The organism is Pseudomonas sp. B21-053 (assembly GCF_026016365.1).
Lineage (GTDB): Bacteria > Pseudomonadota > Gammaproteobacteria > Pseudomonadales > Pseudomonadaceae > Aquipseudomonas > Aquipseudomonas nunensis.
This window is the reverse complement of the sequence record NZ_CP087205.1, coordinates 1,086,152-1,101,402: the sequence shown is the minus strand read 5'-3', so window position 1 is coordinate 1,101,402 and position 15,251 is coordinate 1,086,152. Positions and strand designations below refer to the sequence as shown.

Genomic DNA, 15,251 nt, shown 5'->3' with positions numbered 1-15,251 from the left:
AAGCTATAAAGACGCCCATTCGTCCCGGGATCACACCGCCTCCATGGAAAAGCCGCGCAACAACGATAAACAGAAAGTCCGCTCGGCCGAGGTCGGCACAGACATCCTCAAGGCCCTGGCCGAACTGTCGCCATCGACCTCGTTGTCGCGCCTGGCCGAACACGTGCAGATGCCGGCGAGCAAGGTTCACCGTTATTTGCAGGCGCTGATCGCCAGCGGTTTCGCCGAGCAGAACACCGCCACCAACCACTACGGCCTCGGCCGTGAAGCCCTGCGCGTGGGCCTCGCCGCACTCAACAGTATGGACGTGCTGAAAGTCGCCGCCCTGCCCCTGGCCGAGCTGCGCGATGACTTGAACGAAACCTGCTTTTTGGCGGTGTGGGGCAATCAGGGCGCGACCGTGGTGCACATCGAACCGGCGGTGCGCGCGGTAACCGTCGTGACGCAATTGGGCTCGGTGCTGCCGCTGCTGAGTTCTTCCACAGGACTGGTGTTCAGCGCGTTTTTGCCCAACCGGGAAACCGTGGAATTGCGCGAGCTGGAAATCCAGGCCAGTGCCGCGCATGCACTGGCTGACGATAAGGTCTATGCGACCTTGTGCGAGCAGATCCGTGATCGCGGCTTGCACCATGTTCACGGCTTGCTGATGCCCGGCGTCGATGCGTTGTCCGCGCCAGTGTTCAATGCCGTGGGCAACGTGGCAGCGGTGCTGACCATCGTTGGCCCGACTTCGCTATTCCACGCTGATGAAGACGGCCCGGCGGCGCAGCGTTTGCTGGCGGCGACCCGGGCCGTGAGTTGGCGAATGGGTTACGAGGCCTCCGACTTATAAACGCCGGCGCTTCACGCCCAAAGCCCCAGCACTTTTGCCTTGGCCACCGCTTCGGTTCTGCGCTCGACGCCCAGTTTTCCGTGAATCCGCCGCGCGTGGGTTTTAACCGTGTGCAAAGAGATAAACAGCTTATCGGCGATCTGTTGATTGGAGTTGCCGATGGCAATCAACGTCAGCACTTCGAGTTCACGCCGACTGAGCGGGTTATCGCCTTTCATCAACACGGATTGATCGGCGATGTCGTGTTGCGTCTCCGGCAGCAGGTCCGGCCGGCGCAATTGCAAGTCGCGCAGGGCTTGCTGCCCGTGATAACGCTCCACCAGCAGCAAACCTTCGCGCAGTAATTCCCTGGCCGATGCCGCATCACCGGAAAACCAGGCCACCTCGGCCAGTGCGAGTTGCAATTCTGTTTCAAGGGCATGCATGCCATGGCGCTGCGCCTCTTTAAGCAACGTCTCCAGCGTCGCCAAGGGACTGTGCGCTCGATGCAAATAAACCTCGGCCAACACCAACAGGTATTCAATCCGCGGAATCAACTCAAGCGTCGCGGGCGGCGCCTGCCGTGCATTCGGGCCACGGAAGTGGCGCAGCACCCGGGTCAACGCCTCAAGCACCAACTCCGGCCGGCCCTGTTGTAACCAGAACTGGCTGCTGAGTTGCAACAGACCGCCGCGATACACCGTGTCGGGAATCTGCCGCTGCTGCATCAGGCGTTCGGCATCGCGCAAGCGGATAAAGGCCTGAGCATAGTCGCCCTGGTTGGCCGCCAATTGCGCCTGGCCGAAGAACCCGTACAACACGCGTTTGTCCTGGCTGCGCAGGCAATCATGCAGGCCCGAATCAAAGAACTCGGCGGCTTGCTCATCGTGGCCTTGGCTCAGGGCCAGACGCCCCCGGCGCAAGGCAATGCGCCCCAACAGTGGTGTCGCTGGGTCGGCCTGCTGACTCAGCAGTTCGTGAATATTGGCCAGCAGCCTTTCGGCACGTCCTGCAGCGCCGCGCTGCTCCAGCAACTGCGCGTGATCGAGCTCCAGCAACCCTTCGAACAGCAGCGAATTGTGCGCCCGTGCCAGGCACAACGCTTCGCGATTCAGGGCCTGGGCAGCTTCAAGCTCGGCGTTGAGCAGCGCTTGCTGGGTCAGCCCGGACAGGCACAACAAACGCGCGGGCCAAGCCTCGGCCCCAAGGGCTGCAAGCGCTTCGAGAAAGTGCTCGCGAGCAGATTCCCCGCGTCCCTGCAAATGCAGCAACCAGCCCATCTGAGCTTGCCAACGCGCGAGCAATTGGCGCTGCAGTGTTGCGCTCGGTTGCGGAGCGAATCGCTGCAGTTGTTCGATACAGGCCGACGCCTGCTCAAAGCGACCGGCGAACAGCAACGCCGCCGTGACCAGCCCGACCAATTGCGGTGAACCGAGCATCAAGTCATCGCCATGTTGCTCATGCAAACGCAACAGCAACGCCGCGTTCTGACCGCGAAACAAATGCTCGAGATTGAAATGCTGCAGCAAGCTGACGGCCACTTCGAATTCTTCGGCCAACAACGCCTGTTCGAACGCCGCTTGCCAGTCTTCCTGAGCGCAAAACCACTGACAGGCACGCCGATGCCAGGAGCGCCCGCCCGGCCATGGCTCATCGCGCATCAACCGACTCAGCGGCGCGAACACCTGCAACCAGTCCGGCGACTCTTGCCAGGCTTCGATAAAACAGCCGCGCAGTTGTAACTCGTGCATCCAGTGCGCGCCCTCCCCGGCGCCGAACAGGTGCTCGCACAGGCTGGCATTGAACCGTGGCAGATGCGCCAGCACTTGCCAGGCTTCGATCAGTTCGGCGGGCAAGTTGCTGAACAATTCATGTTGCAGATAATCGAGCAAAGTCGCCGTGCGGCCAGGGTGATTCGGGTCCTTGGCCCATTGGCAGCCATCGAGCAGGGCGATGCGCACGGCAGCGCACCAGCCACCGCTGCGCTGGAAAATTCGCCGCGCGGTTTTCGCCGCCAACGGTGCTTCGACGTGATGCAGCAGTTGCTCGATTTCCGCCGCCGTCAGCGCCAACGTGCGACCATCGAATTCATGCAGTTCGTCGTCCAGCAACAGGCGCGGCCAGTTGCAATGAGGGCGCCGCCGACCACTCAACCACCAGGTGATCTGTGGGTTGCTGACCGCCAGTAGCTGATCGAGCAGCCCGTCCAGTTCCGGCGCGGGTACACGGCAGTAGTCATCGACAAACAACCAGATCGGCGTCTGCACACGCGCCAGATGCGCCAATAATGCCGTCTCGTTTGTCGCTGGCAGCTCAAGCGCCTCCGCCAGCCGCAGGCAAAAATCGGCTCGGCTCAACGCCACGCCGGACAACGCCAGCCACACCACCCGACACTGCGCCGGCGCCTGCAACAAACACTCGGCCAGCAACGCACTCTTGCCACTGCCCGCCGGCGCGCACAGCAGTTTTACCCGCGCGGGCGATGCCAGCAGCGGTTCGCTCAGCCGGGTTCTGGAGAGGTGATGGGACGACAGGCGAGGAAGGAATCCAGGACGGTCCAGACACGGGGTCATGGCGGTCATAGCGGCGTGCCTTTTTATAGTTGTGCCGCCACCCTAGCCCTCTATAACGCGCTTGTTGAGAAACATTCAGAACGCTGATTGCAGCCCATAAAAAAGCGCGACCCACTGGTCACGCGCCCTGACTTGTAGGAGCGAAGCTTGCTCGCGCAGGCGTCGTGTCAGCCAACATCATTGTTGACTGTACGGCCGCTTTCGCGAGCAAGCTTCGCTCCTACAGGGGGTGTGGTGTTTTCTTAGCGAACACCCTCCGCACGCAAGGCCGATGGCGTGTAGTCCGCCGCCTTGGCTTCGAAGCCGAATTCGAAGCTGTGCTTCTCTTCGTTCTTCATGCCCAGGGCGATGTAGCGACCGGCGATGATGTCGTAGAGCGCTTCGAGGGTGTAGGCCTGGGCCTGGTGATCGTAGTAGTACTGGGCGTGACCTTCGGCGACGCGCCACAGTTGGCCACGACCGTCATAGTGGTCCACCAGCGCCACTTGCCAGCTGTCTTCGTCGATGTACATGTGGCGTTTGGCGTAGATATGCCGCTCGCTCGGCTTGACCGTGCCGACCACTTCCCAGACCCGGTGCAGTTCATAGCGGGTCAGGTCCTGGTTGATGTGCCCGGCCTTGATGATGTCGTCGTACTTGAGGCTCGGCGAATCAAGTTTGTAGCTGTTGTACGGGATGTACATTTCTTTCTTGCCGATCAGTTTCCAGTCGTAGCGATCCGGGGCGCCGGAGAACATGTCGAAGTTGTCGGAAGTGCGCAGGCCATCGGCGGCGGTACCCGGCCCGTCATACGCGACTTGCGGTGCCCGACGCACTCGGCGCTGGCCGGCGTTGTAGATCCACGCCAGGCGCGGTTCCTTCACCTGGTCGAGCGTTTCGTGCACCAGCAACACGTTACCGGCCAGACGCGCCGGAGCGGTGACCGACTGTTTGAAGAAGGTCAGCACGTTGGCGGCTTTTTCCGGATCCAGGTCCTTCATCAGTTGCGGCACGGCGATCTCTTCTTCGAAGCGGATCGGCGTGTAGCTGCCGTTGGTCTGCGGGGTCACCTGGGTGATGATGCGCCTGAGGTTGCCGCCGTGATAACGGGTGATGTGGTTCCACAGCACCTCGACGCCATTCTTCGGAATCGGGAACGCGTAGTAGCGGTTGCCAGTGAAATTGGCGAGGCCATTACCGTCGTTGATGCTGTTCACGTTCAACGCACTGCGCTTGGCCGACTCGTAGATTTCCGGCGGCACGGCCACGGTGCGGTGGGTCGGGTAGACCGGGATCTTGTAGGTTTCCGGGTAGCGCTTGAACATCGCCACCTGGCCTTCCGAGAGTTTGTCCTTGTACTTGTCGACCGTAGCCGCCGTGATCACGAACAGCGGTTTTTCACTGGCGAACGGGTCGGCGAGGAAGCCTTTGCTGTCCACCGCGCCGGCGTTTTTCGGAATGCCGCCAGTCCAGGCCGGAATCGAGCCGTCGGCGTTGCCAGCCTTCTCCGCACCCAGTGGCGTGAGGCTGGTGCCGAGCTTGTTCGCTTCTTCCGGCGACACCGCCGCCATCACGTTGGCCGCCAACAGGCTCAAAGCCAGGGCGCCGCATTGCAGAATCATCTTGCGCATTAAAATCATCCTTCTCAGCCAGATCAGAAGTTCACGCCGAAGCTCAGCGCCAGGAAGTCGCGGTCAGTCAGGGTGTTGTAGTCCCCGCCAAAAAAGTCGGTGTAACTCAGGCTCGCGGTGTAGGTGTTGCGGTAGTCGGCATCGACGCCGACGCTGATCGCCTTGGCGCCTTCGTTGAACAAGCCGTTGGGGCCGTAGCCGCTGACGTCATGGGACCAGGACAGGTTGGGCTTGAGGTTGATGCCGCCGATCACGTTGGCGTAGTCGAGGATCGCCCGGGCGCGGTAGCCCCAGGAGGTCGAGGTGACGAAGCCATCGGTGTCGCCACCGAAACCGTACTGGCCGTAGACCGAGTCACGGCCGTAACGCAGCTTGTTCCGCGACTCGAGGCCACCAACCCGTACCACCGCCGCTTCACCGACCAGGGTCAAGCGCTGGGCGCCCAGCACCTGATCGAAGAAGTGCGTCAAGGTGCTCTGGAGCTGGGTCACTTCCTTGCGGCGATAACCTTTGTTGTCGGACCCCGGCCCGGAGGCAATCGGCGATGCCGCGCCGCCAGCGATCGGGTTGATCATGGCCAGGGTCAGGTCGTTGGTGTTGACCTGCACCGGCGCATTCGGCCGATAGCTGATCTCTCCGGTCCACGCGGTGCCGGTAGGCAAGGTGGTAGAGAAGCTCGCGCCGTACAGGCGAATGTCTTCCGGGTATTCGAGGTAGTACTGGCCGCGACCCAGCATCACGCTTTGAGCCAGGCCCGCACCGCTGCCCGGTGCCAGTCGGTTGGCAATGCTGACCATGCCCGGCAGGCTGGCCAGGGTCGACGCGCCGGCGGTGACGGTGCCGACCGTCGGAGTGCGGCTGTGGTAGTTCATGAAATACAGGCCGTACTCGGTATCGTCACCGAGCCAGCGCAACGCCGTACCCCACTGCCCCGAATCGCGCGCATCGCGGTCGCCGCCACGCGGCACGACCACGCCTTCGCGGGTGACCTGGATCGGCTGGCCAAAGGCTGCTGCCAGCGGTGCCAACGGTGCAATCGCCGGGCTGCCGACGGTGTAATTGTTGTTGCAACCGTCCGCCGCCACATCGACACCGAAGTAGGTGCCGCAGTTGTCGAGAACGGTCTGGTCCCATTCCAATTGGTAGAAACCTTCAACGGTCAGTTGATCGGTCAAACCCTGGGAACCGAACAGCATGTTCACCGGGATCAAGCCTTCCTTGATCTCTGCGCCGGGACGCCGGAACGCGGACACGTCGATCGGGTTGATGCTGTTGATCGAGTTGCCAATGAAGGTACTTTCGCCCCAGCTCACCACCTGCTTGCCGGCACGCACGGTGCCCGGCAAATCGGCGATGGAATAGTTGTGATAGATAAAGGCGTCGAGGATCTGTGCCCCGGACGACTTGGCGCCTTCCTTGCGGCCGCTGTCGCTGATCTGTTTGAACTCGCGGTCCTCGTCCTTCAGTTCGAAGTCGTACCAATATTTGCCGCGAACAAACACACCCGTGTCGCCGTATTTCAGCTCAAGGTCGTGGATGCCCTTGACGATCTTGGAGAAGGTTTCGCCCTTCTTGAAGTTCAGCCGCCCGTCATCACCGGTCGATGACTGCCCTGTACCGCCGTTGACCGTGCCGACCAACGACTTGTCCGCATCACGCATGCCCCAGCTCGCCCCGACGGACAGCGAAGAATCGAACGTCCCCTCGATTTCCCCGACATTGAATGCAACGGCATGGGCTTGTGCGCAGCAACCCAAAGCCACCGCAGCGGCAAGCGCCTGCGGCGTGAAGATGGCGCGCATTGTTGTTTTTGTCATGCGTCTTCCCCGGTGAGTGACAGAAGGCCCCACCCTACTGCCGTCAATGGGGAGCGATAAGCGCACCAAGGAGGTATTCGCGCTGTACCTCTAAAGGATGAATGCCCGTACGGAACGGGGTTTTGCACGGGGTATGGATGGGCTGGATGGGGGGTTATCAGTTGAACGCATGACGCCAGGCTGACGCTTGTTTATGTAGCAGCTGGCGAAGCCTGCGTTCGGCTGCGAAGCAGTCGCGAATCCAGATGATGCGCTACATCAGGATGACCACGTGCACAGGTTTTACGACCGCTTCGCTGCCGAACGCAGGCTTCGCCAGCTGCTACAAAACCGGGTGATCCCTGGTAATCCGGGACTGTTACACGCCCCGTAACAGTGCATGTCTCGAATCGCTATTTTTCCTTTGGGCTCGAACCCTTATTCTTGCCGCGCTTTCACGGGAAACCACCGGGGAGCACGAAGCCGTGGCGTGGTGATCGATCCATGCCATCGGCGAAAGATTTCAGGTGAGTTGAAGCGGTTTTTCAGGTCATCGCTATCGTGTTCACTGACGTTGATTTATTGCTCCTTGATCAATCGTCTTACTTTGGCCGCTGCGGTTGCAGCGGCCTTTTTTATGGGCGATGGTTTTTGAGCGAGGGAGTAATGGCGGGGCTCAGGCAGCCCCACCGAAGGGCGCACAATCAGAGCGAATACTTCTGCAAATTCCCCATCATTTCCTTCAGCGCTTCAATGTTGTCCTTCGGATGCGCGGCTCCTTCAAAATCACAGATCTGCTGCCAATGCGCCGCCACGTCTTCCGGCGAGAATCCCACCCGCGGATCAAACCCGGCGCCGAGGCTGCGTTCCCAACGCACTTTGCCCATCCAGCCGCCGCCGACTTCAAACAGCCCGGAGGTTTCCTGGCAGTTTTCGCTGGCCAGGTACACCACCAACGGGCTGACCAGTTCGGGTTTGAGTTGTTCGAAGACTTGCGGCGGGATCAGGCCTTCGGTCATCCGGGTGCCGCCGGTGGGGGCGATGGCGTTGACCAGTATGTTGTTCTTGCGACCTTCGATGGCCAGGGTGCGGGTCAGGCCGTAGAGGCCGAGTTTGGCCATGCCGTAGTTGGACTGACCGAAGTTGCCGTAGATGCCCGAGGTCGAGGCGGTGAAGATCACGCGGCCATAGTTTTGCTCGCGCATATGCGGCCAGGCGGCGCGGGTAACTTTGTAGGCGCCTTCGACGTGGACGCGGTAAACCAGGTCCCAGTCGGCGTCGTCCATTTTGTGGAAGGTCTTGTCGCGCAGGATGCCGGCGTTGTTGACCACGACATCCACGCGGCCAAACACGTCGAGGGCGTTTTGCACCAGTTTGTCGCCGTCGGTGACGGAGTCGTGGTTGGCTTCGGCAATACCGCCCGCCTCGCGAATTTCGGCGACCACGCGGTCTGCTGCCGAGGCGTTGGCGCCTTCACCCTGAGCCGTGCCGCCGAGATCGTTGACCAACACTTTGGCGCCCTGCTTGGCGAACAGCAGCGCATGAGCCCGCCCCAGGCCGCCGCCGGCGCCAGTGATGATCACGACTTTATCTTCGAAGCGCACAGACTCATTCATGGGGGAACTCCAGCAGGCCAAAAGGACGATGACCTCGAGTGTCAAGCACGGGGCGGCGGGTCACAATCAAGACGAGGAGGCTGAATGGTGTGCGATAAGGCTGGGGGATGATGAGGTGGAGTAAGAAAAAGATCGCAGCCTTCGGCAGCTCCTACAGGGGAACCGGATCATCTGTAGGAGCTGCCGAAGGCTGCGATCTTTTCAGGAACACGCCCGCTTGAGCGGCGTTGAAACCTGCCGATCCCGAAACTCCAGGTAATGCTTGAGCACCTGCACTGGCGCTTCGGTCTGTGGGTAGTGACCAATACCGGGCAGCAGCACGGTGTCAGGATTGGGGATCAGCTCGCGATAACGCTCGACCATGTGCGCGCCGGAAATCGGATCGACCTCGCCATCAATCACCCGCAAAGGCACTTCGCCGCGTTGCATGGCGCTGACCCAGCGATCACGCTGGACTCGTCGCTCCGGTATGTAGCCGATCAATTTATGCATGATCCGGGGCCCGTGATTGCTGTCTACCAGGCTCCAGAAATCATCCATTTCACTTTCGGTGGGCCGGGTCTGGGGACCGAAGATCTGCCGGAAGTTTTTCACCAGTGCGTCACGCGTGAAGGCGCGGCCGATCATCCAGCCCAATGGACTGAGCAAGAGTTTTTGCGTCAGCAGCGGCCGATGGGTTTCAGGGAACAGACCGCCATTGAGGAACACGCAACTGGCGATGTCCACCCGCGCTTCGTGATGCCGGGCCAGCAGTTCCTGGGCGACGCTGTCGCCGTAATCGTGAGCCAGCAGGTGCACCGGCTGCTCGATGTTCAGGTGCGCGAGCAAGGCCTGTTGCAAATCGGCTTGCTCCAGCAGACTGTACTCATGGTTCACCGGTTTGGCAGAGTCGCCGAAGCCGAGCATGTCGCAGGCAATCACCCGATAGCGCTGCAGGAGCGGCTGCCACAGGTAATGCCAGTCCCAACTGGCGGTCGGAAAGCCGTGAATCAGCAACAGCGGCTCACCCTGCCCGGCCGTCCAGTAGCGAATGGCCTGGCCACGGAATACAAACGTCTGGCCGCGTTTGCGCCAGACACACAGCGGGATCTCGGCGAGAGGCATTAGAGTTTATAACCCGGGTCTTGTTTATCGAGCTTGCGCAGCAGCGCCGGCCAGGCCAGCGCGCCACCCATCCCTTGAGCACTTTTGGTGACGCCGGCAATCATCGCCTTGGCGCCCGCCAGAATCTGCGGCTCGATGGCGATCAGTTCGGCACCACCGTTTTGTGCGAGCACCTGGATATCGCAGGCGCGTTGGAAGGTGAACATCATCAGAAAGGTGTCGGCGATGGTGCCGCCACAGGTCAGCAGACCGTGGTTGTGCAGCATCAGGAAATTGTTTTCACCGAGGTCGGCTTGCAGGCGCGCCTTCTCTTCGTGGTTCAGCGCAACGCCTTCGTAAGCGTGATAAGCCAGGCTGGACAGGACGAACAACGACTGCTGGCTGATCGGCAGGATCCCCTGTTTCTGCGCCGACACCGCCACGCCTGCAGCGGTGTGGGTGTGCAGCACGCAGACCACGTCGTGACGCACTTCATGCACGGCGCTGTGGATGGTGTAGCCCGCCGGATTGATTTCGTAGGGACTGTCCATCAGCTTGTTGCCGGCCTGATCGACCTTGACCAGGCTCGACGCGGTGATTTCGTGAAACATCAGCCCGAACGGGTTGATCAGGAAGTCTTCGGTGCCCGGCACCTTGGCGGAAATATGGGTAAAGATCAGATCATCCCAGCCATGCAGCGCGACCAGACGATAACAGGCCGCCAGATCGACGCGGGTCTGCCACTCGGCGGCACTCACCTGATCTTTGACACTGTGGGGGGATTGGACGGGGGCGACACTCACGGCAGGAACCTCCTGGTTTTTATTATTTTTGCTCACGTGTCAGCAGTCTAGTCAGCCCCCGGAATTCGTGTAGTTGCATTCGCAGCCAGCTTGATGGCCGAGCGAGTCAGCTGCGCAATGAGCTTGGATCCATGTCAAAGGATCGACGCCAACAAGGGTGCCGCGAACAGATTCAGCAACCCTGTCAGAACCATGACCAGCCCCGCCACCGAGCCTTCTTCACCGCCCACTTCATGCGCCCGGCTGACCCCGGCACCGTGCGCACCGACACCGAACAAGGCCCCGCGTGCCAAGGCGCTGCGTAGCGGCAGCCACTTGAGCAGGATGCCGCCGAGCATTGCGCCGAACACCCCGGTGAACATCACAAATACCGCGGTCAATTCCGGCACGCCGCCGAGGTCGTGGGCCAGCGGCATGGCGAAGGGCGTGGTGATCGAACGTGGCACCAGCGACATCGTCACCGAGCTGTCCAGCGCCAACGCCTTGGCCAGCCCGAACGAACTGCCGATGGACGCCGCGCTGCCCGCCAGCATCCCGAGCAACAGCGCCGACCAGTGCCGCGCCAACATCTGCCGCTGCTGCCAGATCGGCACGGCGAACGCCACTGTGACCGGGCCCAGCACCAGCATCAGCCAATGGGTGTTGCTCGAATATTCGGCATAGGCGGTGTGCAGCGGCACAGCGAGCGCCAGCAGCAACACCGGGACCAGAATCAGCGGCGACAATAAATAGCGGCCGGTTCGCCGGTAGGTCCAACGACTGAATAAATAGGCGAGCAACGTGAAGGCCAGCCAGAACATCGGCATCAGCTCAAGCTTCATGCGGCCTCCTCAAACGCACGACCAGCTCCACGGTAAACGCCGTCACCAACATCACCATCAAGGTGCTGACGCCGATCACCAGCAGAATCCGCCAGCCGTCATCGCGCAGTAGACCGCCGTAATCGAGCAGGCTCATCAACGCAGGAATAAAGAACAACAGCATCTCGGCCATCAACAACCCGGCGCCCGTCTGCAATGCGGCGGGTTTCACCCAACCGAACGCGAACGCCAGCAGCAACAACACCATGCCGATCACTCCACCTGGAATCGGCCAGGCAAACCAGGCAGCCAATTGGCAGCCGAGCAGGTAGATCGCCAGCAGCACGGCCAGCTCGGCAATCAGTCGGGCCAGGTATTTCAAGGTTGATGCGTTCATGGTTTCGATCCTCACAGGCGCTCATTTTACGGAGCGGGCTGTTATCCCCGAAACGAATTGTTAGACTCAGCCTCATTCCAAAATGGAATCCGGCCGATGGAATTCAAACAGCTACGCAGCTTCGTCGAAGTGATGCACCAGGGTGGTTTCACCCAGGCCGCCAAGACCTTGCACATCAGCCAATCGGCGGTGAGCAAGCAAGTCGCACAACTGGAGCAAAGCCTCGGCACCCCGCTGCTCGAACGCCTCGGCTCACAATTGCGCCTGACCGCCGCGGGCAGCGTGGTCTTGCAACGGGCCGAAGGCATGCTGCGTCTACGCAATGAGTTGCTCAGTGAACTGGACGATTTGAGCCAACTGGCCCGAGGAGAACTGCGCCTGGGTTTGCCGCTGTTGGGCAGCGACGCATTGTTCGCCGGGCTGTTCGCCGAATACCGGCGGCGCTACCCGAACATCAGTATTCAGTTGCTCGAAGGCGGCAGCCTGAACATCGAGCAAGCCGTGTTGAGTGGCGAACTGGAACTGGGTGGCAGCCTGTTGCCGAAGGATCCGCAATTCGCATTCCAACCGTTCTGCGATGAACCGCTGGACGCTCTGCTACCAGCCGATCACCCGTTAGCAGCGAAGACAGTGATTGGCCTGGAGGAATTGGCCGACACGCCGTTTCTGCTGTATCAGCGCAGCTTCGTGCTGAATGACCGCTTGCTCCAGGCTTGTCAGCAGATGGGGTTTACGCCCAAGGAAGGCGGGCGTAGCGGCCAGGCGGATTTTCTCGCGGCGCTGGTCGCCGCCGGGCAAGGCGTGGTGCTGTTGCCAAGTGTGGTCGCGCGCGGGTTGGTGCGGCCAGGCGTGGTGCGTCTGACCTTGAACGCACCGGCGTATCTGCGCTGGGACATTGCCTTTATCTGGCGCCAGGGCGCGTACCTGTCAAAAGCCGCCCAGGCCTGGCTCGCACTGCTGCGCGAGCGTCCGGTCAGCCCCGCAGAGCGCTGACCAGTTCCGCCAGCCAAGGCTCGGCGTCGGTTTCCGGGGTGACGCTTTCGCTGGCATCCAGGCGCAGCATCGGCAGCACTTCGCGCAGGCCCAGTTCGCCGAACAATTCGCGCATCTGCTCACCACCGCCGCAGAACGTGTCGCCATAGCTCGCATCGCCCAAACCGATCACCGCGCCGGGCAAACCACGCCAGGCGGCGGGCAGTTGGTCACGAATCATCGAGTACAACGGTTGCAGGTTGTCCGGCAGTTCGCCCATGCCTGTGGTCGAGGTCACGGCCAGAAAGGCTTCCGGGCCAAACGCCTGAACGTCAGCCAGGCTGGCGCGAGGGTTGTGCCAGGTGTCGAAACCGGCTTCTTTTAAAATATTCGCAGCATGCCGGGCGACTTCTTCAGCCGTGCCGTACACCGAGCCGGAAAGGATGGCGACTTTCATCAATCTGATCCTGAAGCTGTATAAAGACGGGCGATATTAACAGCACCGGCAAAAAACCTGCGATTGCCTCTCTATTAGAGTTGATGGCCAGTAGACAGCCCGTATTGTTCTTCTAGAATGCAGCCCTTATCAACTTGGAAAGGATTCTCGGATGATCAACGCCCAACTGCTGCAAATGGTGATCAACGCTTCCAACGACGGCATCGTGGTTGCCGAGAAGGAAGGCGAGCAAGACAACATCCTGATTTACGTCAACCCGGCCTTCGAACGCATGACCGGTTACACCAGCGAAGAAATCCTCTACCAGGACTGCCGCTTCCTGCAAGCGGGCGACCGCGATCAAGAGGGGCTGGCGAAGATTCGCCAGGTACTGGCCAGCGGCGGTTCGTGTCGGGAGGTGCTGCGCAATTACCGCAAAGATGGCACTCCGTTCTGGAACGAGCTGTCCCTTTCGACGGTTAAAAACGAAAGTGACGGACAAACATATTTTGTCGGTGTACAAAAAGATGTGACCGTTCAAGTCAAGGCACAGCAGCGAGTTGCGCAGCTGGAAGCGCAGGTGGCTGAATTGCAGGCCGAGTTGATCGCACTCAAAACGACGAGCGGCGCAAACAAATCTGCGAATTAATTGTCATTAACTACAATCACCGATGACTTTGTAACTTTTATTTACGAGCAAGCCATGCAACGCGACGCACTCTTGACCCAGGATGAGCTGGATTTCATCCAGACCATGCAGCACAACCCGCAGCTTAATGTGCGGGATGCAACGTCGAGCCTGCTCGTCAACGGTGGTTCGCAAATCCGCGATCTGCTCACGCGTCTCGCCGCCCACGAACAGGTCACCATCCAGGCCAACTTCGAAAACCAGCAAATGACCTTCCCGCTGCATCTGGTGGAGGACGAGTTCCACGCGCTGCATTTGCGCTTGGGCGTGCCGAGTATTTTTGAAGACGGGCCGATGGTCCGGCCATGGCGCCTGACACTTGAGGAGCCGGTCGCGCTGGAGAATGCCAAAGGCCAGCCCGGCACGATGTGGGTCCACGAAGTGTCGTTCAAAGGAGTTTTGCTGGAAGTTCGCAACAAGACCAAACCGCCGAAGCATTTCGCCTTGTGGTTCAGCCCGTCAGGCTATGAGCGGATCGCGTTGCGCGGGACGTTCGAACGGGAAACCGAGCAAGGCTTCTTCGCCTATCAGTTAAGTCAAAGCGACAAGGACGAAACCGAACGCTTGCGTCAGTTCATCCTGCAGCAACATCGCCTGACCCATCCTGCCCTGCACGTCTGAGCCTCAAGTATCCAGGCTACCCGCCAGGAATTGCTTCAGACGCTGGCGCATCAACAAACCTTCGTTACCCAGACAGCCGATCGACGACCCGGCCAGGTGCTCCTGTGCCAGGTCGGACGCATCACCGGCGAGCATCAGTTGGCAATCCAGGCTCATGGCCAGGCGATTCAAGCGTCTCGGCAATTCAGGGGCAGGCACATGATTGGAAAACAGCACCAGCGCCTGGGGTTTGATTCTTTCGCAGACCAGGGTCAGCTCATCGAATGGCTGGCCGATCGTCAGCACACGCACACCCGAATCCGCCCCGCTCAAAAACAGCGCCGCCACCAGCAATTCCAGTTCATGACACTCACCAGCCAGCGCGCTGACAACTACCCGGCGCGGTGACGTGTCTCGAATCAGCAACAGTCGTTGCGCCACTCGTGATCGCAGGAACGCATCGAAGAACAACCATTCGCTGGTCTGGCCGAACGCTTCCTGACGCTGCAACAGTTGCTTCCAGAGCGGCATCAGAATGTCCTGGAACACCACCGGCAGTGAGTAACTGGAAAAAATCTGCCCGTAGACCCGCTCCAGCTGCACGTCGTCAAACGCACTGACCGCTGCCTCGACCTGTTGCCGCCATTGGTGGTAGTCGGCAAGCACCAGTTCATCGGGAAAGATGTGCGAGAGCACTTTGAGCGGTTCGGTCTTGGCCAGTATCTTGCCAACCTTGCTGACCGCCACACCACGATCGATCCAGCCCAGAATGCTGCGAACCGTCTCGATATCGACCATCGAGTACAGCCGATGCCCACTTTCGGTGCGCGTCGGCTGAATCAGGCCATAACGACGCTCCCAGGCGCGCAGGGTCACCGGGTTGATACCGGTCAAGCGAGCCACTTCTCGAATCGGGAAAAGTTCTTCCCGTTCAAGGGAAGCCGCTGGCAGCAAGCCAGGGCCAAAGTCAGTCAGGGCCGGCATTTGGGGGAGATCATCCGTGGTCAAATTGGATCCTATACTAGCGCTTATTTTTCTCACTCATTCAAGCCATTGATGGATAACA

General features: G+C 60.4%; 14 protein-coding genes. 4 read left to right on the top strand and 10 right to left on the bottom strand.

Annotation, left to right across the window (positions count from 1 at the left end; translation table 11 throughout):
* The first annotated feature begins 43 nt into the window (after positions 1-43).
* Positions 44-832 carry an IclR family transcriptional regulator gene (locus tag LOY68_RS04965; protein ID WP_163908483.1) on the top strand — a complete coding sequence of 263 codons (789 nt, stop codon included), beginning with the start codon at positions 44-46 and terminating at the stop codon, positions 830-832.
* Between the two features lie 11 nt (positions 833-843).
* On the opposite strand, the gene LOY68_RS04960 is transcribed toward LOY68_RS04965, so the two are convergent.
* The 8 genes from LOY68_RS04960 to LOY68_RS04925 all read right to left on the bottom strand — a co-directional run bounded on the left by LOY68_RS04960 (position 844) and on the right by LOY68_RS04925 (position 11,489).
* Positions 844-3,393, bottom strand: coding sequence for a LuxR C-terminal-related transcriptional regulator (locus LOY68_RS04960; RefSeq protein ID WP_265043291.1), 2,550 nt, complete (start codon positions 3,391-3,393; stop codon positions 844-846).
* 233 nt (positions 3,394-3,626) lie between these two features.
* Positions 3,627-4,994 carry a DUF1329 domain-containing protein gene (locus LOY68_RS04955; RefSeq protein ID WP_163908480.1) on the bottom strand — a complete coding sequence of 456 codons (1,368 nt, stop codon included), beginning with the start codon at positions 4,992-4,994 and terminating at the stop codon, positions 3,627-3,629.
* Between the two features lie 23 nt (positions 4,995-5,017).
* Positions 5,018-6,811, bottom strand: coding sequence for a DUF1302 domain-containing protein (locus LOY68_RS04950; RefSeq protein ID WP_265043289.1), 1,794 nt, complete (start codon positions 6,809-6,811; stop codon positions 5,018-5,020).
* A gap of 683 nt (positions 6,812-7,494) precedes the next feature.
* Entirely contained in the window at positions 7,495-8,406 is a 912-nt protein-coding gene (locus LOY68_RS04945) for an SDR family oxidoreductase (RefSeq protein ID WP_054049821.1), read from the bottom strand.
* A gap of 201 nt (positions 8,407-8,607) precedes the next feature.
* A complete protein-coding gene (locus LOY68_RS04940; protein ID WP_163908477.1) occupies positions 8,608-9,510 on the bottom strand; it encodes an alpha/beta fold hydrolase in 903 nt (300 codons plus the stop codon).
* Positions 9,510-10,292 carry a class II aldolase/adducin family protein gene (locus tag LOY68_RS04935; protein WP_054049827.1) on the bottom strand — a complete coding sequence of 261 codons (783 nt, stop codon included), beginning with the start codon at positions 10,290-10,292 and terminating at the stop codon, positions 9,510-9,512. Before LOY68_RS04935 ends, LOY68_RS04940 begins: the two co-directional genes overlap by 1 nt.
* Positions 10,293-10,426: 134 nt before the next feature.
* The gene (locus LOY68_RS04930; RefSeq protein ID WP_054049829.1) at positions 10,427-11,113 is read right to left on the bottom strand and encodes an LrgB family protein; all 687 of its coding nucleotides are present in this window, start codon (positions 11,111-11,113) and stop codon (positions 10,427-10,429) included.
* Positions 11,103-11,489: a CidA/LrgA family protein gene (locus tag LOY68_RS04925; protein WP_265043285.1), complete on the bottom strand. Its 387-nt coding sequence runs from the start codon at positions 11,487-11,489 to the stop codon at positions 11,103-11,105. The genes LOY68_RS04930 and LOY68_RS04925 overlap by 11 nt, the downstream gene beginning before the upstream one ends.
* A 96-nt stretch (positions 11,490-11,585) precedes the next feature.
* On the opposite strand from LOY68_RS04925, the gene LOY68_RS04920 reads away from it, so the two are divergent.
* Complete coding sequence (locus tag LOY68_RS04920) at positions 11,586-12,482, top strand: LysR family transcriptional regulator (protein WP_163908471.1); 897 nt, start codon at positions 11,586-11,588, stop codon at positions 12,480-12,482.
* Here LOY68_RS04920 and LOY68_RS04915 read toward each other — a convergent pair.
* Positions 12,463-12,918 (bottom strand): flavodoxin, encoded by a 456-nt coding sequence (locus LOY68_RS04915; RefSeq protein ID WP_163908469.1) that lies wholly within the window; start codon positions 12,916-12,918, stop codon positions 12,463-12,465. The genes LOY68_RS04920 and LOY68_RS04915 overlap by 20 nt on opposite strands.
* A 151-nt stretch (positions 12,919-13,069) precedes the next feature.
* Here LOY68_RS04915 and LOY68_RS04910 point away from each other — a divergent pair, with 151 nt between their 5' ends.
* Together LOY68_RS04910 and LOY68_RS04905 are read left to right on the top strand one after the other, a co-directional pair.
* Complete coding sequence (locus LOY68_RS04910) at positions 13,070-13,546, top strand: PAS domain-containing protein (protein WP_163908468.1); 477 nt, start codon at positions 13,070-13,072, stop codon at positions 13,544-13,546.
* 54 nt (positions 13,547-13,600) lie between these two features.
* On the top strand, positions 13,601-14,206 hold the full coding sequence (locus LOY68_RS04905; protein ID WP_054616118.1) for a hypothetical protein: 606 nt from the start codon (positions 13,601-13,603) through the stop codon (positions 14,204-14,206).
* 3 nt (positions 14,207-14,209) lie between these two features.
* On the opposite strand, the gene LOY68_RS04900 is transcribed toward LOY68_RS04905, so the two are convergent.
* A complete protein-coding gene (locus LOY68_RS04900; RefSeq protein WP_163908466.1) occupies positions 14,210-15,169 on the bottom strand; it encodes a MerR family transcriptional regulator in 960 nt (319 codons plus the stop codon).
* Positions 15,170-15,251 lie beyond the last annotated feature (82 nt).

Excerpts from the sequence above, each read along its gene's own strand:
- LOY68_RS04925 (WP_265043285.1), bottom strand. The coding sequence starts at position 11,489 with ATGAACGCATCAACCTTGAAATACCTGGCCCGACTGATTGCCGAGCTG.
- LOY68_RS04965 (WP_163908483.1), top strand. The coding sequence starts at position 44 with ATGGAAAAGCCGCGCAACAACGATAAACAGAAAGTCCGCTCGGCCGAG.
- LOY68_RS04945 (WP_054049821.1), bottom strand. The coding sequence starts at position 8,406 with ATGAATGAGTCTGTGCGCTTCGAAGATAAAGTCGTGATCATCACTGGC.
- LOY68_RS04920 (WP_163908471.1), top strand. The coding sequence starts at position 11,586 with ATGGAATTCAAACAGCTACGCAGCTTCGTCGAAGTGATGCACCAGGGT.
- LOY68_RS04905 (WP_054616118.1), top strand. The coding sequence starts at position 13,601 with ATGCAACGCGACGCACTCTTGACCCAGGATGAGCTGGATTTCATCCAG.
- LOY68_RS04950 (WP_265043289.1), bottom strand. The coding sequence starts at position 6,811 with ATGACAAAAACAACAATGCGCGCCATCTTCACGCCGCAGGCGCTTGCC.
- LOY68_RS04940 (WP_163908477.1), bottom strand. The coding sequence starts at position 9,510 with ATGCCTCTCGCCGAGATCCCGCTGTGTGTCTGGCGCAAACGCGGCCAG.
- LOY68_RS04955 (WP_163908480.1), bottom strand. The coding sequence starts at position 4,994 with ATGCGCAAGATGATTCTGCAATGCGGCGCCCTGGCTTTGAGCCTGTTG.
- LOY68_RS04910 (WP_163908468.1), top strand. The coding sequence starts at position 13,070 with ATGATCAACGCCCAACTGCTGCAAATGGTGATCAACGCTTCCAACGAC.
- LOY68_RS04900 (WP_163908466.1), bottom strand. The coding sequence starts at position 15,169 with ATGCCGGCCCTGACTGACTTTGGCCCTGGCTTGCTGCCAGCGGCTTCC.
- LOY68_RS04960 (WP_265043291.1), bottom strand. The coding sequence starts at position 3,393 with ATGACCGCCATGACCCCGTGTCTGGACCGTCCTGGATTCCTTCCTCGC.
- LOY68_RS04930 (WP_054049829.1), bottom strand. The coding sequence starts at position 11,113 with ATGAAGCTTGAGCTGATGCCGATGTTCTGGCTGGCCTTCACGTTGCTC.
- LOY68_RS04915 (WP_163908469.1), bottom strand. The coding sequence starts at position 12,918 with ATGAAAGTCGCCATCCTTTCCGGCTCGGTGTACGGCACGGCTGAAGAA.